Raw genomic sequence first — 22,662 nt, 5'->3', positions numbered from 1 at the left:
ATGGTGCGCCTCGCCGAACGCTGTCAACGCCGGGTGGTCGAGCGCTGTCGACTCCGCGTCGTCGATACCGGACCGAGACGGTCTTTGCGGCACCCTGACGTGACCGATGAGCCGATGAGACACTCCCTCAACAGGACGCTGACGTCCCGCTTCTACCGTGCCACCCATGTCACATACACACGGTCCGACCACCGGTCACCACACCGCCGCGCACCGCCGCACGTCCCCCCGGCGGCTCGCCGCCGCCGGGTCCCTGCTGCTGAGTGCGGTGACGACGACGGCGGTGCTGCTGCCGACCGCGGCCTCGGCCGCGGAGCCGGCCTCCGTCACCACGCATGCCGGTGCCACCACCGAACAGGAGCGCAGCCGGATCGACACCTACTGGACCCCCGACCGGATGAGGCTGGCCGGCGCGATGGTCCCCGAGATCACCCCCGTGCCCGAGGACGACAACACGCCCGACGACCCGCGCCCGCTCCCCGCGAACACGCCGGACCCGGGCACGGTCTGGACGCACGCCGGAGCGGCGGACCGGAGCATCGGGCGCCTCTTCTTCACCTTCTCCGACGGCTACGACGGCAGTTGCACCGCGACGGTCGTCACCGGCGCGAACCGCAGCACCGTCATCACGGCGGCGCACTGTCTGCGCGGCGTCGGGGATCCCGCCGCCGACGGGACCTGGAACCACAACCTCTACTTCGTGCCCGGCTACCGCAACGGGACGAAGCCGCTCGGCGGCTTCAGCATCAAGTCCATGGCCACCTCCTCGCGTTGGGACGCCGACCCGGGCACGACCAACTCCGAGGCGATCGCCGTCGCCGGGTACGACACGGGGATGCTGGTGGCGAACCCGTCGGCCGGCGGGCGGCGGATCGCGGACGTCACGGGAAGCCAGCGGATCGCCTTCACCAGGCCCGTGCAGGGCGAGTTCGTCCACACCTTCGGGTACCCGAAGGACCGGCTCAACAGCCCCGACGCCAAGTACGCCGGATCGCGCATGATCCACTGCGCGGGACCGGCCCGGCCCGGGACGAAGGCCCCGCTGTTGTGGGGCGAGCCCTGCGACATGGGGCACGGGGCGAGCGGCGGCCCGCACCTCGCGCAGTTCGACACCCGGACCGGCGTCGGGACCGTCGTCGGCGTCACCACCACCGGCGAGGAGCTCGCGGGCGGACCCGCCGACACGCTCTTCGCCACCCGCCTGGGCGACGGCGCCCGCCTGCTCTACACCTGGGCGCAGAGCCGGGTGGTCTGACCTGCTGTCCGGTGCCTGCCCGGTGCCTGTCCGGCTTCTTCCCCGCCGGGCAGGCACCGGTCGGGCAGGTGGGAGCGCGCGGGTGGCGCGGGCTCAGTCGTAGATCCGGCCGTAGAGGTCCTGGATCTGGTCGGCGGTGGGCACGACGGGGTTGTTGGCGGGGGAGCCGGAGGCCAGGGCCTGCTCGGCCATCAGGGGCGTCAGCCTGGTCCACGCCTCCCGGTCGATGCCGTGGCTCCGGGGCGTGGGTACGTCCAGGTCCCGGCAGAGGCGGCGGAGTTCGTCGACGAGCCGGTCGGCGGCCACCTCGTCGGCGTCCGTGGCGGTCGCGGCTCCCAGGGCGCGGGCGCAGTCGGCGTACCGGCCGGGCGCCGCGTGCACGGAGAAGGCCGTCACCGCGGGGAACAGCATCGCGTTCGACAAGCCGTGGGCGACGTGGAAGTGGGCGCCGATCGGGCGGCTCATGCCGTGGACGAGGGCGACGCTGGAGTTGGAGAAGGCGATGCCGGCCTGGGTCGCGGCGAGCATCATCGCCTCGCGGGCCCGGATGTCCGAGCCGTCCGCGTAGGCCCGGCGCAGATGGCGGCCGATGGTGCCGATCGCGGTGAGGGCGAGGCCGTCGGAGAAGGGGTTGGCCCGGCGGCTCACGTACGCCTCGACGGCGTGGGTGAGGGCGTCGACGCCGGTGTCGGCGGTCAGCCGGGGCGGCATCGACATGGTCAGTTCCACGTCGACCACGGCGGCGAGCGGCAGGAACGCCGGGCCCAGGCAGAGCATCTTCTCGTCCGTGCCGCTGTCGGTGATGACGGTGAACTGGGTCGCCTCCGATCCGCTGCCGGCGGTGGTGGGGACGGCGATCACCGGGAGCGCCGGTCCGAGGTTGACGCGCGGCGCCCGGTAGTCGCGCATCCGGCCGCCCTGCACGCCCAGCAGGGCGAGGGCCTTGGCGCTGTCCATCGGGCTGCCGCCGCCGAACCCGATGACCGCGTCCGCCCGGTGGTGGTGCAGGGCCTCCAGGCCCGGGGCCAGCGAGTCGGTCGTCGGGTCGGGCACGGTGTCGGAGAACAGCCGCGGGTGCAGTCCGGCCTTGCGCAGGATCTCCGCCAGCCGGTCCGCCGCGCCGGTCCCGACCAGGAACGCGTCCGTGACGAGCAGCGGGCGGCTCAGCCCCAGCCCTGCGACGACCTCGCCCAACTCCTCGGCGGCGCCGCGGCCGACGCGCATGATCCGTGGCAGGGAGAGACTGGCGACCATGGAGAACCCCTCGACGGTGGGAGGAACGGCGGCCGGGTGCGCGGGCCGGGGAGGTTCGACTGTGCCGCCCGCGCGGGTGTGCGTTCAACCGCCAATCGTGCAGACGGGGTGTGCGGAAATGCAGATACGCTGATCCGGTGCCCTCCCGTTCCCGCCCGGCCGGCGACGACCCGGCCGGCGAATACCTGGCCGGCGACGACCCGGTCGGCGGCCACCCGGCCGCGGTCCCGGCCGCCGTTCCGCCCGCGCGGACGGAGCGCGGCGGCCTCGATCCGCGCACGCTCCGCGCCGACGATCTGCGCTATCTGCTCGCCGTCGCCCGTACGGGACTTCTGGTGACCGCGGCCGAGGTGCTCGGGGTGGACCACACCACCGTGTCCCGCCGGATCACCGCGCTGGAGACGAGGCTCGGCGTGCGGCTGATGGAGCGAGGCGCGGACGGCTGGGTCCTGACGGACGTCGGAAAGGCCGTCTCCGAGAGCGCCCGCGCGATCGAGGACGCCCTCGTCCGGGTCGTCGACGCGGTCTCCGGTCAGGACGCGCCGTCGCTCCACGGCACCGTCCGGGTCAGCGCCCCGGACGGCTTCGGTACCGTCTTCGCCACCCCGGCGCTGGCCCGGGTGCGTCGGAGCCACCCCCGACTGCACGCCGAACTCATCACGGCGACACGCCAGTTGAACCTGCGCCCGGCCGGCTTCGACCTCGCCCTGACCATCGGCAGGCCGCCCAGGAGCCGACTGGTGACCGAGCACCTCACCGACTACGCGCTGGGCCTGTACGCCGACGACGAGTACCTCGCGCGGTGCGGGGCCCCCGGTACGGTCGCCGACCTTCGCGAGCATCCGCTGGTCTTCTACGTCGAGTCGATGCTCCAGGTCGGCGACCTCGACATCGAGCGCCATCTGCCGGGCGTCACACCGGCGTTCTCCTCCACGAACGTCTTCGCCCAGGTCGAGGCCACCCGGCTGGGAGCCGGCATCGGTGTGCTGCCGGCCTTCCTCGCCGGCCGGGCCGGCCTGCGGCGGCTGCTGGCCGACGAGGTCGACATCCGCCTGCCGATCACGCTGGCCGTACGGCGGGAGGCGGTCACCAGGCCCGCCGTCCGCGCCGTGCGCGACGCCCTGCACCGCGAGGTCGCCGACCGCACCGCCGAACTGCTCCCGGACCGCCCCGCCCGGACACCCCGGTCGGCCGACCCGCTGCACTGACCTGGGGGCCGGTCGTCCGGCGGTCAGCGGCCCGTCGGGGCCTCGCCGCAGAGCAGGGGGTGCAGGAGCGGGACGTACAGGTCGGCGACTTCTTCGGGGTCCAGTCCGGTGAGCCGGTCGGCCTGGACGGTCGCGTAGAGGGCGCCGAGGCCGAGCAGTACGCCGATGGCCATCTCCGCCCGCAGCGGGGCGCCCGGACCGGGGAGGCGGGCGGCGAGGGCGTCGATGACCTGCGTGCGGAAGTTGGCCCGTGCCTGCCCGCCGAGCTCCAGGTGGTGGCGGGAGAAGGCGATGCGCAGGATCGGGTCGCGGGTCTGGCCGCGCTGGGTGGCGAGCAGGTGCAGCACCATGTGCCGGGCGAGGCGGTCCAGAGGGGCGTCGAACAGGGCGGTGGCGTCGGCGTCGAAGGTGAAGACCTGGGTGAACAGCTGTTCCTTGCTGCCGTAGTACTTCATCACGAGCGCCGGGCTGACGCCCGCGTCGGCGGCGATGGCGGCGATGGTGGTGTCGGCGTAGGCGTGGCGGGCGAAGGCGCGCCGGGCCGCGGCGAGGATGTCCGCGCGGCGGGCGTCGGCGTCACGCGCTCGTGCCGGCCGGTCCGGGGCCGGGTCGGGCGTCGGCGATGGCGGTGCCGGCGGGGCCGGCGGGGCCGGCGGTGTCGGCGGTGTCGGCGGGTTCCCGGGCGTCGTTCGCGGGCGGGCGCTGCGCGGGGAGGCGGAGTTCGGATCGGGCATCTTGGTCAGTCTCCTGGAGGGGGGACGGCGTCGGTCGCGGCCGGTGCGGGATGAGGCAGGCGGCCGCGCAGGCCAGCAGCGCGACCGCGCCCGCCGCGGCGAAGGCCACGCGGTACCCGTCCAGGGTCGGCGCCGGCACGGCCGCGCCCGCCGGGTCGGCGAACAGGCGGGTGTGCTGCGCCAGTACGGTGGCGACCACCGCGCTGCACAGCGCCTGCCCGATGGTGCGCATGAGGACGTTGAGGCCGTTCGCCGCGGCGGTCTGCTCCAGCGGCACCGCCCGCATGATCAGCATGGGCAGGGCCGAGTAGGCGAGCGCGGTGCCGACCGAGACCACGGCCGCGCCCGCGATGACCGCCCACAACTGCCGGCTCTCGGCGAAGCGCAGACCGTAGCCGGCCGCGATGACCGCCGTGCCCAGGGCGAGGGTGGCCTTGGCCCCGCGGGCGGCGGACAGGCGGGCGGACAGGGAAGCGCACAGCACCATGATCACACCACTGGGCAGCAGACAGACACCCGCCGCCATCACCGAGAGCCCGAGGCCGTACCCGGTGGCCCGGGGCGCCTGGACCAGCTGCGCGGTGACGAGGGAGTTGGCGTAGAAGGCGAACCCGGCCAGCAACGCGGCCAGGTGCGGCAGCAGGACCGCCGGACGCATCGCGAGCCGCACGTCCACCAGCGGCCGCGGCACCCGGCGCTGCTGGACGGTCCAGCCCGCCAGGATCAGCAGCGCCGACCCCGACAGGCCCAGCATCCGCCAACTGCCCCAGCCCCACTGGCCCGCCTTGGACAACGCCAGCAGCAGGAGCACCAGCCCCGCACTCAGCCCGCACGCCCCGAGCAGGTCGAAGCGCCCCGGTGACCGGACCGGCTCCTCCCGCAGCAGCCGCCACGCCAGGGCGAGCACCCCCGCCGAGAGCACGGTCATCGCCCAGAACATCGCGTGCCAGTCCGCGTACTGCACCAGTACCGCGGCCAGGGGCAGACCGAGGGCCGCGCCGATGCCCACCGTCGAACTCATCAGCGCCACCGCGGAACCCGTCCGCTGCGGGGGCAGCACACCCCGCAGGAAACTGATCGACAACGGCACCACCGCCGCGCCCACCCCCTGCAGCGCCCGCCCTGCCAACAGCCACGGGAGGGTGTCGGCGAACGCGCACACCAGCGACCCGGCGGCGAGCGCCCCGAGCGCGAGCAGCAGCATCCGCCGCTTGCCGTACATGTCCCCGGCGCGCCCCAGCAGCGGGGTGGCGACCGCGCCGGTCAGCAGCGTGAGCGTGACCACCCATCCGACGTCGACCGGTGCCGCGCCGGTCAGGTGGGGCAGTTGCGGCAGCAGCGGCACGATCGCGGTCTGCACCAGAGTGGTGACGATGCCGCCGGCCGCCAGGACGGTCATGACTCCACGGTCGGCGGTCGCGGTCGCGGTCCCTGCCCCGGTCGCGGTCGCGGTCGCAGACGTCGGCGGATGCGAAGCAGCGGGCACGGCGAACCCCCCTCAAAGGTGAATGGCGTTCACCACCCTAGGTGAACGCCGTTCACCTCACAAGGGAGGCCGGCCGGCGCGTGCGGTGCGGCGGGGACGGGGTGACCGGTCCTGCCGCGCGGGTTCCGTCGCCGAGCCAGGCCGGTCTGCTCCGCACCAGGCCCGACCAGTCCCGACCAGTCCCGACCAGCCCCGACCACCGCAGGCCTCAGCGCACGAGGGTCCGCACGATCGCCGCCCGGCCCCCGACCCGGATCCGGCGCTCCAGGCCGTCGTGACGGACGGCCGCCGTGACGGTCGACGGGCGGCCGAGGTGGTCGCCCATGTCGACGACGAGGCGGTCCACACCCGATCCGGCCGTGTGCGCGGCCAGGCAGGCCGTGCTGTTGGCGTTGGCGATGTCCTCGGGGACGCCGATCGACGGCGCGAACATCCGGGCTGCCGTCCGGCCGTGCCGGTCCGGGGGCGAGTAGGCGTAGCAGCCCAGCAGGCCGTAGCGGTCACAGGCGGCACTCAGTAGGGGGAAGTCCGGGGTGAGTCCGGCGAGCACGGCCCGGGACGGGACGGGCAGCAGAAGTCTCGGCCGCCCGTTCGACGCCACGCAGGCGTCCCCGGCGACCGCCTCCGCGGTCAGTCCGAGACCCTGTGTGACCGCCTCCAGTTCGGGGCCCCGGACCTCGCGCAGGCTGACCGGGCCCGGGTCGAAGGAGGCTGTCAGGCTGTCACCGTCACGGGTGGCCCGGCCGTCGAAAGTGCGGTGGGTCGTCCGCAGGACGGCGTGGTAGGCGTCGCCACCGGTCCGGTAGGCGTCGCGGCCGGCACGGTGGGCGTCGCCACCTGTCCGGTGGGCGAGCAGTGCGAGGGCGGCGACGGTGCCGTGGCCGCAGGCGGGCAGTTCGCCCGCGGAGGTGAAGAACCGGAGGGTGTACGAGGGGCGGGCGCCCTCTACTCCGGTCGCGCGGAGGAAGACGGCGTGCGACGTTCCCAACTCCGCCGGAATGCGGCGTCGTTCCTGGTCGGTCAACGGCGCGTCGTCCAGCACGGCGGTCGGGCTGCCACCCCCGCGCCGCCGACGGCACGCGTCGACGATCGCTACCTCGGGCACGGCGCCGGGCCGGTGGTCAGCAGCATCGTCAGGTCGAGTGCGGGCGCGCTGTGTGTCAACGCCCCGACCGAGATGAGGTCCACGCCCGTCGCGGCGATGGCGCGGACGGTGTCCAGGCGGACGGTGCCCGAGGCCTCCAGCAGGATCCGGGGAGCGTCGGCCCGTCCGGCCCGGAGGCTCACCACCTGCTCGATGTCGGCCAGGGGCATGTTGTCGAGCATGATCCAGCGGGCCCCGGCATCCAGCGCCTCGGCGGCCTCTGCCACGGTCCGCACCTCGACATCGACCTCCACCGTCCGCCCGGTACGCGCCATCCCGAGGTGGACCGCCTCGATCGCCGCGGTCACCCCGCCCGCCGCGGCGATGTGGTTCTCCTTGAGCAGGACCATCGCCGCGAGGTCCGGCCGGTGGTTGTGGCCGCCACCGACGGTCACCGCGTACTTGTCGAGGGCGCGCAGGCCCGGCGCCGTCTTGCGGGTGTCCAGAATGCGAGCCCCGGTCCCGGTTGCAGTCCTGGTTGCGGCCACCGCCTGGACGTAGCGGTCGGTCAGTGTCGCGATGCCGCACAGGCGTTGCAGGAGGTTCAGTGCCGTGCGCTCGCCGGTGATCAGGCTGCGCGCCGGGCCGCACAGGCGCACCAGGAGGTCGCCGTCGGCCATCCGGGTGCCGTCGGCGACGCCGGCCTCGACCCTGACCTCGGGATCGACCTGCGCGAAGACCTCGGCGACCAGAGGGAGTCCGGCGGCGATGCCGCCCTGCCGGGTGCGGATCTCGGCCGTGGCCACCAGGCTTTCGGGAACGCTCCACGCGGCGGTGATGTCGTCCTCCGCGGCGTCCTCGGCCAGGGCGGCGGCGACGGCGGTCCGTCCGGGCGCTAAGGGGAACTGCGTCGAGGGAACCTGTTTCGTCGTCATCCGGTCTCCACCTCTGAGTGGCCGCCCTGCCGGGCACTGTTTCGATTTCCGAAGCGATCGCCGATGGTAGCGTGTCGGAATCCGAAGCATCAACCTTGGAGGCTGGACTCCACGCCATGCCAACACCGAAGCCGGGCAAGCCAGTTCGTGGTTCGACCACCGGCCGTCCCCTCATGGCCGCACTCGACCTGTTCGGGCGGCGGTGGAGCCTGCGCATCCTCTGGGAGCTGAGCGGCGGCCCCCTCGGGTTCCGTCCGCTGCAGAAGCAGTGCGACGGCATGTCCTCCAGCGTGCTGCGCCAGCGCCTGGCCGAACTGCTGGACGCCCACGTGGTTCAGCAACTGCCCGACAGTCGGTACGAGCTCACTCCGCTCGGGCGCGACGCCTGCCTCTCGCTCAGCCCCCTCGCCCAGTGGTCGGAACGCTGGGCGGCGGCGCTCGACAGCGGCGCCACGGACTGACACCCACACGGGCCCGGGTGTTGACGAGACGTCAGGGGAAGTCGCCGACACCTGGCGCTTCGGATGTCGAAGCAGTTTGGCCCGGCCAATCGACGACGGCGCCCCCGACAGGCATGGCCAGGTCCGGGGCGCGGCACTCCCCGCGCGCGAGCGGTCCGCCGGCGGCACGACTGCGCGCCCGGAGGCCGGCCTCCGGGCCTCGCCCGTTCGCCCGGATCAGCCGCCTGCGCGTATACCGCCAGGTCTGCTTCGAGCTCCCGCTCCTCCGTGATCTGACTATGCATTACCTTCTTTGTCTTAGCGGGCCGGACGTGCCCGCGTATCCCTCAACGGAGTGGGAGATCAGCGGTGTTGACGGACGCACTGGTAGAGCTGGCAGCGGCGGGCGGAACCGCAGTCGTCAGCGCGGCGGCAACGGACATCTGGCAGGGCACCAAGGGCAGGGTCGCCCGGCTGTTCGGCCGAGGCGATGACCGGGACGAGCAGCGCGTTTCGGTGCAGCTCGATCGCATCCCGCTGGAGCTCGACCAGGCGCCTGAACCGCAGCAGGAGCGCGTCCGGGCGTCCCTCCAGAACCGCTGGACAGAGAAGCTGGCCGAGCTTTTGGAGGAGAACCCGGAGCTCGAAGCCGACCTCCGGTCTCTGGTCGAGGAGGTCCGCGCCGCCGTCCCCGCGGCGCAGCAGTCCTTCGTCCAGACCAACAACGCCTACGGCAACGCCACGCAGAACATCACCCAGGCCGGCGACATCGTGTTCGGCAACAAGCCCCGGACCCGGTGATGGGCAGCCCCGACAAGCCGGGTTCCCAGGCCAACAACGCCTACGGCAATGCCACGCAGAACATCACCCAGAGCGGCGACATTGTTCTGGACTCACCTGAGGAAGTCGAACGCCGGGCGAAGCACAACCGGTTCGTCAGGACCGGCATCGCCCTGGGCCTGGCTGCCGCGGTGACGGTGGGCTTCGTCGTCTTCCAGATCGAGCGGGAGTCGGAGACCTCGAACGACCTGGCTCGGAGCGGTCCGGAGCTGAAGTCCAATCTCGCAGCGTCGCAGGTCTCGGCCTACATCGAGAGTGGCATCGACGGCGAGGAGTACGACGCGTCTGTTCAGAATCCGGCGCGAACGAAGCTGGACCTCCGCGGCCCCCACATCGACATCACGCTGGGGAACATCGCTAACGGCACCTCGTTGGTCACGAGGGCCAGCATCACGTTCAACCGGTTCCAGTACCTGAGATCGTGCGCTGCTGCCGGCGGTCCGGTGGTCGTCTCGGTGAACTACCAGTTCAAGATCCCCGATGGTCAGCAGCCGGTACCGCCGGCGAAGCCCTTCACGCTCACGAAGGCGATCAGCTACGAGGTGACTGCCAACAAGCACGACCGCCTCATGCTCACGGTGGGAGTGCCGACTATCCCCTTTGGCAAGTCGCCGTGGCTGGGCGTGGTCGATGTCGTCCTTGAGCACGACGGCGGCCAACAGCTCAAGATCGGCCCCATCGCGCTCGTGGACTCCGGTGCCAACTCTGAGTTCTACCCGGCCGACGACAAGTGGAAGATCCCCGACATGCCCACCGATGGGTGCATCGACGAGAACATCAAGCTGGTCTCCGAGGTATTGAAAACACCAAACCTTGTCGTTTCGAGGGAAGTTGCCGGCCTGGACCGCGCCCTCCGGAACTTCAAGGCGTCGCCTACCGGGCAGCCCAAGGCGGACGTACCACCCCCGTTCCCCCCGGACCCCACCAAGAACCCGCCCACCGGACAGGGCGCTGATGGCGATCCGCTTGTAGACCCCAACGTCTACACGCTCCTCTGACAGCTCGCGACGAGCGTGCGGGCGCCAAGGCGCTGTCCTCAACCACCTGATGCTGCGAGCGGGCCACCCGGATCCTCGGGGTGGCCCGCCCGCTCGTCGTCAGTGGGCGGTCTTCGCCGTGCCGTCCTCGGCCGGACGATGCTGCCGGGGCACCGGGTGACGACCGTGTCAGTTGTCGGCTTCGGCGATGTCTTGAACAGCACCGCGCCGTCACCGCCGTCGGCGACGACCTCCCACTGCTCCGCGCCCTGTTTGGGTCGCCGGCCGACGCGGCCACCTTCCGGGCATCGGCAATCGTCCGGACTGCCTACGGCCGGCCGCGGACACTGCAGCCGCCCCCGCATCCGCCCAGAAGACGAGTTCGAACCCAGGTCCCGCTGATGACCAGGGATCCACACTTCGGGGCCAACGCCGCAGCCGCCGTCCGCCGCAGCCGGTGCCCGTTCACGCACTGCCCGTTCACGCACTGCGCGGCGATGCAGGGCACACAGCGGGTGGGTCAGTTCCAGGCGGTGCAGTTGATGTTGGTGCCCCACTGCGGGTTGCCCCACGGGTCGCCCACCGCGAACGAGGCGCCGCACGCCCGGACCCAGTTGCCCGGCCCGTCGTAGGCTTCGACGGTCTGGAAGTGGGCCCGCCCACTCGTCTTAAGCAGGCCCGTGGCCTGCCAGGGCCAGTGCCCGTTGCCCGCGGTCTGCGAAACGTCCAGATATGCCCCATCGTTGTAGTAGTTCACGTAGGCCTCCGCGTACGCCCGGTCGTGGCCGTCGGAGCCGCTGTACACATGCATGCGTACATCGTTCACCTCCCCGCCCGCGTACGGTGTCCAGTGTGCCCACGCCGTCACCCAGGCCGAGGTCAGGCCCTGCTGCTCGGCACCGGAACGCAGCCGCTCGGCAGCCTCGGCAGAGATTTCCTGTACCGCGCCGATCACGTGATACCGGCCGCTGTGCGGGGCAGTGTCGACGGGTTCCGCATTTGCCGCCCCCGCCGCGGGCAGCGCCAGCAGCACTGCCGCCGCCAGGATCGCGGGCAATCGCTTCGCTATCATAATCTGACTCCTCGTCAACTTACTACCGCTGGAAGCCGGTTGCCCCAGGGCGATGCGAGCCTCCAAGGGCATGCTCTCCATTGACGCAGGCGTCACCGCGCACCGGTACCCGTCTGTGGCGCCGGAGCTGAATTCCGCCGGTGCGTGTCCCGCCGAGCATTCTTGACTCTCGTTCCTGGCCGTGCTCGCGGCTTCAGACGGGGTGGGTGGTGGTTCCTTAGTGGTCGGCTCCGGACGTCCTTCGGGGGTTGACCCCGCCCGACGCCAAGCAAGCTCGGCGCACGGACGGCGTTCATCCCGCTCACCGCTCTCACCGGTGGACCAGCGCCGACCTCAGCACAGAACACGCTGGGTGGCGCGTGATGCCGACAAGCGTGCTTCTACTCGGCCCTGTCGGGGACAGCTCCTTGGGCGTAGAAGGAGACGACGCCGCGCCACGGCGATGGGCCGCCCAGCGTTCGGTGAAGGTGCTCTTGTGACGGGTCGAGCGAGCGTCGGGCCGCGTTGACGAACTTCAGGTGTGCCTCCTCCAGCGCGCTGTGGATCGGCCGAAGCTCCTCAAGGTCGGTGGGCCGGCGACCGTGGAACAGGATGGTGAAATCCTCCACGACCTCGCAGAGCTCCACAGCCGCGGCGGCGGCCTCACGAGTTGCCACCAAGCTCAACGACTGCACTCCGGCATTGAACGGCCCCCAGACGTCAGAGGCAGGCTGGCGATCCTCAAGGAACGCGCCGCGGAGCTCGGCTTCCACAGCGCCGAACGCCTGCAGGAACCTCTCGTAGGCGGCGGCCTGTGTCCCTTGCAGCCACTGGCGGGGGAATCCTGGCCGAGACCGAGCAGGGGCTGTTCACCCTGCCGCGACCGCAGCCCCCGGCGAGCGCGCAACCAGCCTGCTCAGCCCAATCGAAAGGCCAAACCGGGCATCACTTCATACCGCCCTCCGAGTAGACCCGGTCGATGAGGCTGTTCAGGTGGAACTCCAGCGTTGCGAGGTTGAAGCAGGTGGTCATCGGCAGGGTGGGGTGCGGTCGGCAGCCGACCTTGAGGGAGTCGGGCAGGCTGTCGAAGGTGAGGACCCTTTCATAAGCGGCCCGGTAGAGCGCGTACTCCGCGCCGTCGATCTCCTCGATGGGAAGGTCGCCCTCCCAGGCGTCCTCGTACCACATGCCGGAGATACGGCGGATGAAGAGAAGAGCGCGTTGGCCCACGGCGAGCGACCGCTGACCCCAGTGGGGCGGCTTGCCGACGAAACGGATCTCTGATCCCACCCTGGCCTCGAAGTCCCGTGCCGAATAAACCTCTTCGACGATCGCCGTGAACTGCTGCGCGGCCGGAGCGCCAGTGATCGCCACCCTGATCAGGGCGTTCCGCTTCACCTTCTCATACAGAAAACTCATGGCCCGATTGTCATCTTTGCTGTCGGCCGGCGAAAGAACATCGGCGAAACGGACATCAACTCACGTACCGCCCTCTGAGTGCGCCTCGCCACGCCATCCGCCAGGTGGGGCCAACCTAAACCGTTCCTGGGTGAGGCCACTTGCGGCCGTCACCCCGGGGCCGGAAACACTTCGGCGGAGCTCGGCCGCCGCAGACGGTACTCGAGGCTCCAGCTCGGCCCAGTGAACGAAGCGCAGTTCGTCGGGCATTGCGACCAGGCTGGTGATCGCGTCCCAGAACGCATCCAAGTTCATGCCGTAAGGGAAGGGAAGTCGAGCTCTCGCTTGAGGACGGCGTGGAGAGCACACTCACTGTGTACGGGGCCGACGTCGATCACCACGCGTCGGCCCACAGCTGGCTCGGGCTCCTCGGGGACCCCCCAGAAGGAGGGGAGCCACCAGCACAGGGCCGACCGGTCATCGGGCCAAGGCCGGTGCTCTTCGCTCCTCCAGTCCTCGAAGAAGTCCGTGGCCAGGTCGATCGGGCGCCAGTCGGCGTCAGACGGCTCGTCAGCTGTCGGCGGCCGTACGAACAGCCTGCCTCGCTGATCACAGGCACCGAATTCCTGTGTCGGCAACCGGATCGAGGATACGGTCGGTCAAGTACCCGTACGCCTCCTGGCCGATCTGGTGCACCGTGGCCAGGGCGGCGCCCATCTCGCTGTAGAACGACGGAGTCCGACCCTGGTCCATGTGTGGTGCAGCATGCTTGGCACCGGCAGGGATCGAAGGCCTTCGAGCATCCGATAGACGTGGACTTCCTTGGCCTGCTTCCACGCCCACTCGGGCGCGTACACCTTGAAGATCGCGGTATGCGCAGGATCCGCGCAGCGGATCTCGTACACCGCACTCAACCGGCGGCCAGTGCGCGGCACCGCCTCGATCACCTCTGCTGCGGGGTACACCTCGTGTGGTCCGCGCTGCCGGTCCGAAGCCCTGCTTGGCATCCTCGCCCTGCTGCACGGCGCCTCCAGCGCCGAGGTCCGCATTCTGTACGGCCCCTCGCGCAGGTGTGGCGCGAGGGGCCGGGCGGGGGGTGAGTCACTGCGGGGGCTTGGTGCCGTTGGGCCAAACGCAGGGGGAGGAGAAGCCGATGACGAGCGTCCCGTACGAACTGCCGATGCCGTCGATGGAGCCGGTGAACTTGTTGGTCGGGTTGGTGAAGTGGGCGGAGGTCCGCAGGGCTCCGGGGTCGTCCAGCTGGAATCCCATGGACTCGATCCGGACCCGGAGGTGCTCGACGTATTCGGCCTGGCGGTCCGCCGGGATGCCGGAGAGCCGCGTTTCGGTGACCTCGACGACCCGGCCGTCGTACTCCGAGGGGGCGTCGTTCTTGAAGCAGTTGGTGCCGTTCTCCCGCTCGCTGGCCGTGGTGACCGGTTGGGGCAGGTCGGTGATGGCCTGCCCCGCGTAGTCCGCGGTCTGCTGCTTCGCCTGGCCCTGTGTCATGGTCGGGGCGTCGGAGTCCTTGCCGCACGCTGCGACCGTCAACAGCACTCCGGCGGCCAGCGTTGCCGCGATCGTCCGGTGTCGCCTCACTGACTGCTCCCGTTGCCTGCGATTACGGCGCCGAACGCCTTGACAGAGACGCTGCCCGGCAGCCAGTAGTGCGAGTGGTCGGTACTGCCGGCCGGGAGGTGTCGGGCCCCGAAGTCGTTGTCCACGGGGTCCAGTCCGAAGGCCAGGCCGGTGCTCGCCACGTTTTTGATCATCGTGTCTTCGCTGCCCCGGGCGACGTAGACGTGGGACGGGTCGATGTTCAGGTCCTTGGCGTGGCTGACGCCGACGCCGGGGCTGCCGACCAGGATCACGTCGTCCACGGGCAGTTTGTTGTCGCGCATGGCGAAGCCGACTGCGACGGTTCCGTAGCTGTGGCCCAGGAGGGTGTTGTGCGAGGGGTTGCCCTCGTGGGTCGTGCGCAGGGCGGTCTGGAAGCGGGCCAGGTCGTTCTTGGCGTTCTCGGCGTACGAGTCGGACCCTGCTTCGGTGTACACGTTCTGGGGCGCGTCGTAGCCGACCCAGGCGATGGCGGCCGTTGTCTTGGGGCTGCCGGGGTCCGATTCCCTTGCGGCCTTCACCATCTCGTCCGCCTTGTCCACATCCCCGCTGGCTGTGGCGAATCGGGAGGAGGTACCGGGGACGAAGGTGACGACGTTGTCGGCGGTGTCGGGGTTGTTGACGGAGATGATCGCCCGGCCCTTGCCCTTGGTGTCGAAGCCCACCAGGAAAGCCGGCGCGCCGCGCATCGTCAGATTGTCGCCTGTCAGCCGGCTTTCGATGTTCTTGATCGAGTCGACCTTCTCCTGCAGGTCCTTCCGCTTGTGGTGCCATTCGTCGTAGTCGGGGTTCGGGATCGGCTCTCCCTTGACCCATCCGTTGAACTGCTTGGGCTCGGGCCCCAGGTGGTCGAGCTGGAGTTGGAGGTCCTGCTTGCTCCGTGCCAGGTTGATCCGGTTGGCCTGGTCGCGGGCGACGACCGGGATGCCGTCGAGGTTGCCGACCTGGTCGGGGTGGTTGAGGATGAAGCGCTGCTGTTGGGCTTCGGTGAGGCTGTCCCACCAGCGCTTCGCGGCGTCGGGGTCGGTCCCGGTCGGAGGTACCACGTCGCGGGCGGCGACCGCGTCCTGGTCCTTCTTGACGGTGGCCGAGTCCAGTCCGGTGCCGCTGGTCGCGTTGTAGGAGAGGTGGCTAAGGCGCTGTTCGATCTCCTGGTCGGCGTGGGCGGCTTCGTTGAGGGCGGCGGTGATCCGTCGGCTGATCTCCTTGGCGGTCTCCTCGGCCTTGTCGCCGGCGTAGTTCGCGGAGCCGGGCTCAAGGTCCCAGCTGAGGGTGCCGTCCGAGGCGACGGTGAACTTCCCTGTCCTGGCGTCGTCCAGAGCGCTGATCAGGTGTGCCTGGGCGGCCGCGAAGCCTTCGGCGGCGTCGGCAAGGGTACGGCTGACGAAGGAGAGTTCCTGCTTGGCGTTGCGGAGCTTGGTGGTGATCGCCGTGAACTCGGCTCCGGCGCTGTCTGCGCTTGATCCGGTCCACACCGACAGGCCGAGCCGGTCGACGACCTCGTGCTGCCAGGAGTCGATGTGTTGTCCGAACGCGGTAATGAGGGTGTCGTAGGCGTTCTTCGCCGTGGTGATGTTGTTGATGTTGGCGTTCTTGAGGGTGGTGATGTCCATCGGTTTTCACTGTGCCTTTCCTGCGCCGGCGGCTCGGCGGGCTTCGGCGGCCGGGGACAGGTCACTGGTGAGGACGGTGTTGAACGGGTCATTCACCGGAGGCCGATAGGTGCCGGTAGCAGTGACGCCGTTCATGGACATCGACACGTTCTGCTCGTTCTGTCGGTAGGCGGTTGCAGCGGTCGTGAGCTTGGTGCCGGCGCTGCCTATGTCGCCGGCGATCTTGTCCAGCAGAGTCTTCCAGTTGGCGGCGCAGTTGTGGATCGCGGGCCCGGTGAGCCAGCCCTGGAGCGTCGACGCGGCCTGGTCGTTGGGCTCCGTGATCTTCGCCGTCTCGGGCGGTATCTGGCTGCCCAGGTGCTGGGCGGTTTGTCCGCACCCCTCCAGCGCTGACGGGTTGACGGCGAAAGCGGGATTCGAATAGGGACTCGTCACGGTTCCCCCCGTGTGTCAAAGTGCGATCGTTTGAGTATCGTCAGCATACGACTCGCGACGGGCTGGTGACGTAGGGTTGCGGGAGGGTGCGAGACCAGCGTGGGTGGCGGCACGCCGTCCTGTGGATCTCCACGCATTTGCTTACCTGCGAGGCGCGGCTGCGGCACCCGGGGCCGGCTGGTGAACGGTCCAGCCCTCGCGGACCAGCGGGGTGCTGTCGTAGGCCCACCAGATGGTCCGGCTCTCCGGGTCGAGGATCAGGTGGTCACCGCCGGCGGCGTGCTGGCCGAGGGCCAACCCGTCCGGCCGCGACGCCGAACGCGGCCGCGTTGGACAGCTCGGCCGCGTAGTCGGGCAGGTCGACGCTGCTGATCTGCTTGCCCGCCTCCAGCATCCTGTTGAGGATCCATCGCCGGTTCAGCAGCCCGTTGCGCACCCGCAGCCCGGTGGCGGTACCGGGTGCCAGGAACGGGCCGGTGCGGTCGCCGCCCTTCTGGCAGCCCTTGGCGTAGTCGCGCAGGGCGCGCTCGTAGCGGGCGAAGGCGGTGCGGTGGTCGCCGCGGGCCCGGGCCAGCTCGCCGGCCAGGACGTAGGCGGCCACCACGGCGGTGCCGGTGCCCATCCCGCCGATGGTGGCTCCGCAGGCGGCGTCGCCGAGCAGAGCGATCCGGCCGGCGGACCAGGCGGGGACGTCGGCCCGGCTGATCGAGTCGAAGTACAGCTCGGGGGTTTGCTCCAGGCTCTCCAGCAGCCGGGGTACCTCCCAGCCGAGCCCTGCGAAGGCGTCCCGGACCAGCGCCTTCTGCTGTGCCACGTCGTGGCGGTCGTAACGGAGTTCGGTCGAGGCAAAGAGGAGGAAGGCGCCTGCCCGAGTCGGGTCGCGGTGGTCGGCGCCGACCGCGGCAAGCCGGCCGGGGACGTTGAGACCGACCGAACCGGGCGGCAGGCCAAGGTAGTTGGGCAGCTGCCAGGTGGCCGCGTAGTAGCCGAGGTGGCGGACGTAGCGCTCCTCCGGGCCGAAGGCGAGCCGACGGGTGTTGGAATGCAGCCCGTCGGCGCCGATCACCAGGTCGAACGTGCGTGGCGCGCCGTGTTGGAGGTCCACCCGGACGCCGGTGGGGGTCTCCTCCAGGGCGGTGATCGAGTTGCCGAAGAGGTACTCGGTGCGCGGGAGGGTGCGCTGGTGCAGCACCTGGGCGAGCTCCCCGCGTGGGACCTCGACGTCCCCGCCGGCGAAGTCGGCCGGCAGGTGGAGGAGCCGGCGGCCGCGCCGGTCGACGAAGGTCATCGGGCTGCCGCCGGTGCCGAGCGCGCGCAGCTCGTCGAGAACGCCCATCCGCTCCAGCACGGTCAGGTGGGTCCGGCCGCGGAAGTCGACCGCCTGGCCGCCGCCGCGTAGGGCGGGGGCCAGCTCGACGACGGTGGTCTCGAAGCCGTACCGCCCCAGCCAGTAGGCCAGTGCGGGGCCCGCGATGCTCGCGCCCGAGATCAGGACCTTCGTGCTCACGTGAACCACTCCATCCGGGGCTGTCGAATAACTGTGTCCGGCGGACACTATTTATTGCTGTGTACGGTAGACGCAGTTGGATCGCCTCGCAAGGGGCAGTCGGAACCACAGGACGGAGCGGGAGTTGAGCGAGGAAGCGAACGGGGCGGTGCAGCTGCTCTGGGGGCCGCCCGCCCAGCCGTCCCGGGGGCCGAAGCCCGGGCTGAGCCTGGCGCGGATCGCCGCGGCAGGCGTCGAGATCGCGGACGCCGAGGGCCTCGGCGCCGTCTCGATGCAGAAGGTGGCCGGGCTGCTCGACTTCACCAAGATGTCGCTCTACCGCTACGTGCCCGGCAAGGCGGAGCTGGTCGCGCTCATGGTGGAGGCCGCGGTCGGCGAACCGCCACCGGCAGTGGATTCGCTCGACTGGCGTGAGCAACTAGCATCCTGGGCGCGGCAGTTGGCGATGTCGTTCACCGAGCACCCGTGGCTGCTCGACGCCACCGTCGGACCGCGGGTGATGGGCCCCAAGGAGCTCGGCTGGCTGGAGCGGGTGGTCGCGGCCCTGGACGGCCACGGGCTTACCGGCCCCGAGCGGATGGACGCCGCGGTGCTGCTGGCCGGGCACGTCCGGGGCCTCGCGGAGCACGCCCGCGCGGCCCGGCCGGACGGCTCGCCCGAGGCCGAACTCCTGGCCGTCCTAGGCCCCCTGGTGCACCAGCACGCCGACCGCTTCCCCGCGCTCGCCGCGGCCTTGACCTCAGACGACGGCCGGGACCAGGCCCTGGACTTCGGCCTGGAGCGCATCCTCGACGGCCTGGAGGCCCTGATCACCCGCCGCACCCGGTAGGGAATGTGCGACCTCAACCGAGGACGCCTCCATGGCTCGCACCGGGAACGCGCCCCGCGCCATGGCCACCGTGCGCAACCTCGCCATCTGCCTGATGTGCCATGCCGGCACGGTACTTCGGGCTCACCGCCCAGGGCGGCGCGGCCGGCGTCACCGGGGACGTACGAGCTCCCGACCGTCCGGATAAACGGATGGTCGGGGCGCGCGTGACGCGGCAGGATGCTCCGCATGACACTGCCCACCCCGGAGCTGCACACCGCCCGCCTGCGACTTCGGCCGTTCACCAAGGCCGACGCGGCGCCGCTCTACGCACTGCACAGCAGCGCCCACGTGCTGCGTTACTGGGACTCCCCGCCGTGGACCGAACCGGCCCGCGCCCAGCGCTTCCTCGCGACCTGCCGGACGATCGAGGAGGAAGGCACGGGAGCGCGGGTGGCCGTCGACCGCGCCTGTGACGGCGCGTTTATCGGCTGGTGCGGCCTGACCAGTTGGAACCCGGACTTCCGCAGCGCGTCGCTGGGCTACGTCTTCGACGCCGCCGCGTGGGGCCACGGCTACGCCACGGAGACCGCGCACGCCGTCCTGCGGTGGGCGTTCGACACCCTGGACCTGAACCGCGTCCAGGCCGAGACGGACACCCGCAACGTGGCGTCCGCCCGGGTCCTGGAGAAGCTCGGCTTCGTCCGTGAAGGCACCCTCCGCGAGGACTGCGTCGTCAACGGCGACGTCTCCGACTCCTGGGTCTTCGGCCTCCTCCGCCGCGAGTGGCACCCGCCGGCCGCCGGCTAGGACCGAGACCTGCCCGCGTTTGCGTCCGCAACCCCCGCCGAGGTCGCCGTGGCCCGCTCCGGCCCTTGGCCTCACCTCTGACCGTCCGAGCCGGAGACATTGTCGAATCCTGTGGACTGACCGGGCGGCCCAATGACGGGTCGATCAAGCAAGCGACTTGCGGTAACGGACGTACTCGTTCTGCCGCCGGAACCCCACGCTCTCGTAAAGGTCGTAGGACTGGTGCGGATTTTCCGTGCCGGTGAACAGCCGGGCGGTCGTTGCGCCCTGCTTGCGAAGGCTCCGCAGTCCGTCCAGCAGCAGGACCCGGCCGATTCCGAGGCGTCGCTGATCCGCCCGGACACTCAGCTCCTCCACCTCGCCCACCGTGGGGTCGTGACGACGGATGGAGCAGAGGGCGACACCGACCATGCCCCGCCCGTTCCACGCAGCCCTCCAGCATGCCGGATCGGCGGTGTCGACGAAGTCCTGGAAAGGCCATCTCCGAGCGAAGCCGGTGGCCGTGTATGAATCGACGACCGTCCTCCAGGCTGCACGGAAATGGACTGTCCCGATCGGCCCTGTCCGTATCCCGGCCGGCAGTTCGCCGCCCGGCTCGGGCACCTGCTGCAGATCGCCCAGCTCCAGCTCGACCAGACTGAAGACCCGTCGATAGCCGGCTGCGCGCAGAAGTGCCGTGGCGTCCTGCTCGGAGGCCATGGCGTTCGCACCGACCACTGCCGTCCGCGCCGTTCCGTGCTGTTTGACGAGCCGGCGAATCCGCTCTTCGGCCCAGCGCAGCATGGCTGAGCCGATGCCCTGACCGCGATGCTCGGGCAAGAGGTAGCCCCGGTGGAGGTACAGCCACGTATCGTCCCGCTCCTGCCACCACCGGATCGTCGAGTAGCCGACGACGACCCCGTCGAGCACCACCAGGATCTGGTTCTTGGACGGCTCCTCCAGCTTGGCGGAGGCCTCGGCGACCTCGGCCGCTGTCGGGAGCCCTTCCACAACCGAATGGGCATCGACCCGATCCCGTTCAGCGCAACCCAGCCGCACGGCGGCCATGGCGCCGTGGTCCTCGTGGCCGCGATACGGCCGGAACCCGAAGCCGACCGGAAGGTCATGTCCTGCCATGCCATCCGACATGACCGGATGGTCTCGAACTTCGAGGCAGGTCCGCCACCCTATTCACGCCACGGTCGGTCACCCCTGCTTCCGGTCGTCGTCGTAGGCGCTGGTGCCCTCGTCCAGTAGCGGGCCGTTCGCGGCGGGCTGCGGGTGCTTCAAGTGGGCCGGGGCCAGGGCGCGCAGGCCGTGGTAGCCCAGTAGCGTGATCAGGGTGCCCAGTGCGATGCCGCCGAGCTCGAAGTCGTCGGTGAAGTGCAGCGTCACGTTGCCGATGCCGACGATCACGCCCGCCGCGACCGGCACCAGGTGCAGCGGGTTGGTCAGGTCCACCCGGTTGTGGATCCAGATCTGCGCGCCCAGCAGGCCGATCATGCCGTAGAGGACGACGGTGATGCCGCCCAGCACCCCGCCCGGGATCGCCGCGATCACCGCACCGAACTTCGGGCACAGTCCGAACAGGATCGCGAAGGCGGCCGCACACCAGTACGCCGCCGTCGAGTACACCCGGGTCGCCGCCATCACGCCGATGTTCTCCGCGTACGTCGTCGTCGCCGGACCGCCCACCGCGGTCGACAGCACCGTCGCCGCGCCGTCCGCCATGATCGCCGTGCCCATCCGGTCGTCCAGCGGGTCACCCGTCATCTCGGAGACCGCCTTCACGTGCCCCGCGTTCTCCGCGATCAGTGCCACCACCACCGGCAGCGCCACCAGGATCGCCGACGCCGAGAAGCTGGGCGCGTGCAGTGAGGGCAGGCCGATCCAGTCCGCCTTGCCGACGCCCGACAGGTCGAGGCGCCAGTGCTCGGTGGCCGCCCCGCCGCCCACCGGCGAGTCGATCTTCCCGAAGACCCGGTCGAACAGCCACGAGACCGCGTACCCGAACACCAGCCCCAGGAAGATCGCGATCCGCGACCAGAACCCGCGCAGCACGACCAGGGCGAGGGCCGTGAACGCCATCACCAGCAGCGCCGTCCACTGGTCCTGCGGCCAGTACGTCCCCGCCGCCACCGGCGCCAGGTTGAACCCGATCAGCATCACCACCGCCCCGGTGACGACGGGCGGCAGCACCGCGTGGATCACCCGCGCCCCGAACCCCTGCACCGCCGCCCCGCACGCCGCCAGCACCGCGCCCACCACCAGCAGCGCACCCGTCAACGTCGCCGCGTCCCCGCCCTGCGCCCTGATCACCGCCGCCACGCCCACGAACGACAGGCTGGAGCCCAGGTAGGAGGGGATCCGCCCCTGCGTCACCAGCAGGAAGAACACCGTCGCCACACCCGACACCATCACCGCGAGGTTCGGATCCAGGCCCATGAGGACGGGCGCCACGAAAGTAGCCCCGAACATGGCCACCACGTGCTGCGCCCCGAGCCCGACCGTCCGCCCCCACGACAACCGCTCGTCCGGCCGCACCACCGCCCCGGGCCGCGGCGACCGACCGTCCCCGTGCAGCTTCCACCCGAACCCGACCTTCATTCGTTCCCTGTTCCACTCGACCGGACCGTCCCGGAGGGAGTTCCGGGAGCACACGCTGGCCGCACCATGATCTCCCGGTCGCACCGCAGGTTGTTCGAGGGGGCTCTGGTGTCGGCGGGCGGCCAACGCGGTGGTGTCCAACCCGGAGTGGTACGCCGGGCGCCCCGGAGGCCCTGATTCGGTGCCCGCGGCCGACCGGTGGAGTTGCCCGAAAGGGCCGCTGCCGGTCGGCCTGCTTGGCCCCACGGGCCGTCAGGTGGTCGAATCGCCTGGTGCGTCCGGGCCGATCGGCCCGGACGGCGTCCGTTCCGGCCACCCTCGGAGCGGTTCGGCCACCCACCGACCGTTCCGGCCGCCCACCGACTCAGGGAGACGCATGTCCTTTCTGTCCGAGCACCGCAGGACCGCCGTCGGCGTCGTGGCCCTCACCACGCTTGCGATCTCCTGCGGCACGGCCACCGCCAGCAGCTCCGCCGCCGTGCCGGGCAAGGTCCTGTGGACCCCGAGCACCGGCAAGGGCCCGTCCTCGTTCGCCGCCGTCCAGTGCGCGGCGGGCGGCTTCGGCGTGGTCAAGGACTCCGCCAAGGGCAGTGTGTGGCGGGCGTTCCAGGCCGCGGGCGAGGA

Annotated in this window: 21 protein-coding genes and 1 pseudogene; 8 read left to right on the top strand and 14 right to left on the bottom strand. The window is 70.9% G+C overall.

Features of this window, described 5'->3' with window-relative positions:
• Positions 1–166: 166 nt before the first annotated feature.
• Positions 167–1,255: a trypsin-like serine peptidase gene (locus tag ACIGZJ_RS21335; RefSeq protein ID WP_396458675.1), complete on the top strand. Its 1,089-nt coding sequence runs from the start codon at positions 167–169 to the stop codon at positions 1,253–1,255.
• Positions 1,256–1,348: 93 nt separating this feature from the next.
• Here ACIGZJ_RS21335 and ACIGZJ_RS21330 read toward each other — a convergent pair whose 3' ends face one another.
• Complete coding sequence (locus tag ACIGZJ_RS21330) at positions 1,349–2,509, bottom strand: iron-containing alcohol dehydrogenase (protein WP_396458674.1); 1,161 nt, start codon at positions 2,507–2,509, stop codon at positions 1,349–1,351.
• A gap of 137 nt (positions 2,510–2,646) precedes the next feature.
• On the opposite strand from ACIGZJ_RS21330, the gene ACIGZJ_RS21325 reads away from it, so the two are divergent.
• Positions 2,647–3,717 (top strand): LysR family transcriptional regulator, encoded by a 1,071-nt coding sequence (locus tag ACIGZJ_RS21325; RefSeq protein WP_396458673.1) that lies wholly within the window; start codon positions 2,647–2,649, stop codon positions 3,715–3,717.
• 23 nt (positions 3,718–3,740) lie between these two features.
• On the opposite strand, the gene ACIGZJ_RS21320 is transcribed toward ACIGZJ_RS21325, so the two are convergent.
• The 4 genes from ACIGZJ_RS21320 to nadC form a co-directional block, all read right to left on the bottom strand.
• Positions 3,741–4,271 (bottom strand): TetR family transcriptional regulator, encoded by a 531-nt coding sequence (locus ACIGZJ_RS21320; RefSeq protein ID WP_396458841.1) that lies wholly within the window; start codon positions 4,269–4,271, stop codon positions 3,741–3,743.
• A gap of 22 nt (positions 4,272–4,293) precedes the next feature.
• Positions 4,294–5,850: an MFS transporter gene (locus tag ACIGZJ_RS21315; RefSeq protein WP_396458672.1), complete on the bottom strand. Its 1,557-nt coding sequence runs from the start codon at positions 5,848–5,850 to the stop codon at positions 4,294–4,296.
• A 295-nt stretch (positions 5,851–6,145) separates the two neighbouring features.
• On the bottom strand, positions 6,146–7,042 hold the full coding sequence (locus ACIGZJ_RS21310) for a PhzF family phenazine biosynthesis protein (protein WP_396458671.1): 897 nt from the start codon (positions 7,040–7,042) through the stop codon (positions 6,146–6,148).
• Positions 7,030–7,956, bottom strand: a complete 927-nt coding sequence (nadC, locus tag ACIGZJ_RS21305) for a carboxylating nicotinate-nucleotide diphosphorylase (protein ID WP_396458670.1) — start codon at positions 7,954–7,956, stop codon at positions 7,030–7,032. Before nadC ends, ACIGZJ_RS21310 begins: the two co-directional genes overlap by 13 nt.
• Positions 7,957–8,129: 173 nt before the next feature.
• Here nadC and ACIGZJ_RS21300 point away from each other — a divergent pair, with 173 nt between their 5' ends.
• The 3 genes from ACIGZJ_RS21300 (at position 8,130) to ACIGZJ_RS21290 (ending at position 10,234) form a co-directional block, all read left to right on the top strand.
• Positions 8,130–8,417 carry a winged helix-turn-helix transcriptional regulator gene (locus ACIGZJ_RS21300; RefSeq protein ID WP_396458669.1) on the top strand — a complete coding sequence of 96 codons (288 nt, stop codon included), beginning with the start codon at positions 8,130–8,132 and terminating at the stop codon, positions 8,415–8,417.
• Between the two features lie 351 nt (positions 8,418–8,768).
• Positions 8,769–9,197 carry a hypothetical protein gene (locus tag ACIGZJ_RS21295; protein WP_396458668.1) on the top strand — a complete coding sequence of 143 codons (429 nt, stop codon included), beginning with the start codon at positions 8,769–8,771 and terminating at the stop codon, positions 9,195–9,197.
• A complete protein-coding gene (locus ACIGZJ_RS21290; protein ID WP_396458667.1) occupies positions 9,197–10,234 on the top strand; it encodes a hypothetical protein in 1,038 nt (345 codons plus the stop codon). The genes ACIGZJ_RS21295 and ACIGZJ_RS21290 overlap by 1 nt, the downstream gene beginning before the upstream one ends.
• Positions 10,235–10,733: 499 nt before the next feature.
• Here ACIGZJ_RS21290 and ACIGZJ_RS21285 read toward each other — a convergent pair whose 3' ends face one another.
• The 7 genes from ACIGZJ_RS21285 to ACIGZJ_RS21255 all read right to left on the bottom strand — a co-directional run bounded on the left by ACIGZJ_RS21285 (position 10,734) and on the right by ACIGZJ_RS21255 (position 17,834).
• Positions 10,734–11,285, bottom strand: coding sequence for a hypothetical protein (locus ACIGZJ_RS21285; protein ID WP_396458666.1), 552 nt, complete (start codon positions 11,283–11,285; stop codon positions 10,734–10,736).
• 380 nt (positions 11,286–11,665) lie between these two features.
• Complete coding sequence (locus tag ACIGZJ_RS21280; protein ID WP_396458665.1) at positions 11,666–12,037, bottom strand: hypothetical protein; 372 nt, start codon at positions 12,035–12,037, stop codon at positions 11,666–11,668.
• A gap of 172 nt (positions 12,038–12,209) precedes the next feature.
• Positions 12,210–12,683: a hypothetical protein gene (locus ACIGZJ_RS21275; protein WP_396458664.1), complete on the bottom strand. Its 474-nt coding sequence runs from the start codon at positions 12,681–12,683 to the stop codon at positions 12,210–12,212.
• A 1,080-nt stretch (positions 12,684–13,763) separates the two neighbouring features.
• On the bottom strand, positions 13,764–14,213 hold the full coding sequence (locus ACIGZJ_RS21270) for a hypothetical protein (protein WP_396458663.1): 450 nt from the start codon (positions 14,211–14,213) through the stop codon (positions 13,764–13,766).
• Between the two features lie 44 nt (positions 14,214–14,257).
• Positions 14,258–15,892, bottom strand: coding sequence for an alpha/beta hydrolase (locus tag ACIGZJ_RS21265; RefSeq protein WP_396458662.1), 1,635 nt, complete (start codon positions 15,890–15,892; stop codon positions 14,258–14,260).
• 6 nt (positions 15,893–15,898) lie between these two features.
• On the bottom strand, positions 15,899–16,327 hold the full coding sequence (locus tag ACIGZJ_RS21260; RefSeq protein ID WP_396458661.1) for a WXG100 family type VII secretion target: 429 nt from the start codon (positions 16,325–16,327) through the stop codon (positions 15,899–15,901).
• 265 nt (positions 16,328–16,592) lie between these two features.
• A complete protein-coding gene (locus ACIGZJ_RS21255; RefSeq protein WP_396458660.1) occupies positions 16,593–17,834 on the bottom strand; it encodes an FAD-dependent monooxygenase in 1,242 nt (413 codons plus the stop codon).
• A 124-nt stretch (positions 17,835–17,958) separates the two neighbouring features.
• Between ACIGZJ_RS21255 and ACIGZJ_RS21250 the strand changes: the two genes are divergently transcribed.
• A complete protein-coding gene (locus tag ACIGZJ_RS21250) occupies positions 17,959–18,663 on the top strand; it encodes a TetR/AcrR family transcriptional regulator (RefSeq protein ID WP_396458659.1) in 705 nt (234 codons plus the stop codon).
• Between the two features lie 228 nt (positions 18,664–18,891).
• Positions 18,892–19,452 carry a GNAT family N-acetyltransferase gene (locus ACIGZJ_RS21245; RefSeq protein WP_396458658.1) on the top strand — a complete coding sequence of 187 codons (561 nt, stop codon included), beginning with the start codon at positions 18,892–18,894 and terminating at the stop codon, positions 19,450–19,452.
• Between the two features lie 144 nt (positions 19,453–19,596).
• Here the strand turns inward: ACIGZJ_RS21245 and ACIGZJ_RS21240 are convergent, their stop codons facing one another.
• Positions 19,597–20,580 (bottom strand): GNAT family N-acetyltransferase, encoded by a 984-nt coding sequence (locus ACIGZJ_RS21240; protein ID WP_396458657.1) that lies wholly within the window; start codon positions 20,578–20,580, stop codon positions 19,597–19,599.
• 57 nt (positions 20,581–20,637) lie between these two features.
• Complete coding sequence (locus ACIGZJ_RS21235) at positions 20,638–22,038, bottom strand: uracil-xanthine permease family protein (RefSeq protein ID WP_396458656.1); 1,401 nt, start codon at positions 22,036–22,038, stop codon at positions 20,638–20,640.
• A gap of 376 nt (positions 22,039–22,414) precedes the next feature.
• Here ACIGZJ_RS21235 and ACIGZJ_RS21230 point away from each other — a divergent pair.
• Positions 22,415–22,662, top strand: a pseudogene (locus tag ACIGZJ_RS21230) (hypothetical protein); the annotation flags it as partial.

Origin of the sequence: Kitasatospora sp. NPDC052868 (genome assembly GCF_044547105.1) — a bacterium.
Taxonomy (GTDB): Bacteria; Actinomycetota; Actinomycetes; order Streptomycetales; family Streptomycetaceae; genus Kitasatospora.
The sequence above is the reverse complement of the archived record's forward strand: the minus strand, read 5'-3'. Positions and strand labels throughout refer to the sequence as shown.

Excerpts from the sequence above, each read along its gene's own strand:
- ACIGZJ_RS21335 (WP_396458675.1), top strand. The coding sequence starts at position 167 with ATGTCACATACACACGGTCCGACCACCGGTCACCACACCGCCGCGCAC.
- ACIGZJ_RS21330 (WP_396458674.1), bottom strand. The coding sequence starts at position 2,509 with ATGGTCGCCAGTCTCTCCCTGCCACGGATCATGCGCGTCGGCCGCGGC.
- ACIGZJ_RS21315 (WP_396458672.1), bottom strand. The coding sequence starts at position 5,850 with ATGACCGTCCTGGCGGCCGGCGGCATCGTCACCACTCTGGTGCAGACC.
- nadC (WP_396458670.1), bottom strand. The coding sequence starts at position 7,956 with ATGACGACGAAACAGGTTCCCTCGACGCAGTTCCCCTTAGCGCCCGGA.
- ACIGZJ_RS21300 (WP_396458669.1), top strand. The coding sequence starts at position 8,130 with ATGGCCGCACTCGACCTGTTCGGGCGGCGGTGGAGCCTGCGCATCCTC.
- ACIGZJ_RS21290 (WP_396458667.1), top strand. The coding sequence starts at position 9,197 with ATGGGCAGCCCCGACAAGCCGGGTTCCCAGGCCAACAACGCCTACGGC.
- ACIGZJ_RS21285 (WP_396458666.1), bottom strand. The coding sequence starts at position 11,285 with ATGATAGCGAAGCGATTGCCCGCGATCCTGGCGGCGGCAGTGCTGCTG.
- ACIGZJ_RS21275 (WP_396458664.1), bottom strand. The coding sequence starts at position 12,683 with ATGAGTTTTCTGTATGAGAAGGTGAAGCGGAACGCCCTGATCAGGGTG.
- ACIGZJ_RS21265 (WP_396458662.1), bottom strand. The coding sequence starts at position 15,892 with ATGGACATCACCACCCTCAAGAACGCCAACATCAACAACATCACCACG.
- ACIGZJ_RS21245 (WP_396458658.1), top strand. The coding sequence starts at position 18,892 with ATGACACTGCCCACCCCGGAGCTGCACACCGCCCGCCTGCGACTTCGG.
- ACIGZJ_RS21240 (WP_396458657.1), bottom strand. The coding sequence starts at position 20,580 with ATGTCGGATGGCATGGCAGGACATGACCTTCCGGTCGGCTTCGGGTTC.
- ACIGZJ_RS21235 (WP_396458656.1), bottom strand. The coding sequence starts at position 22,038 with ATGAAGGTCGGGTTCGGGTGGAAGCTGCACGGGGACGGTCGGTCGCCG.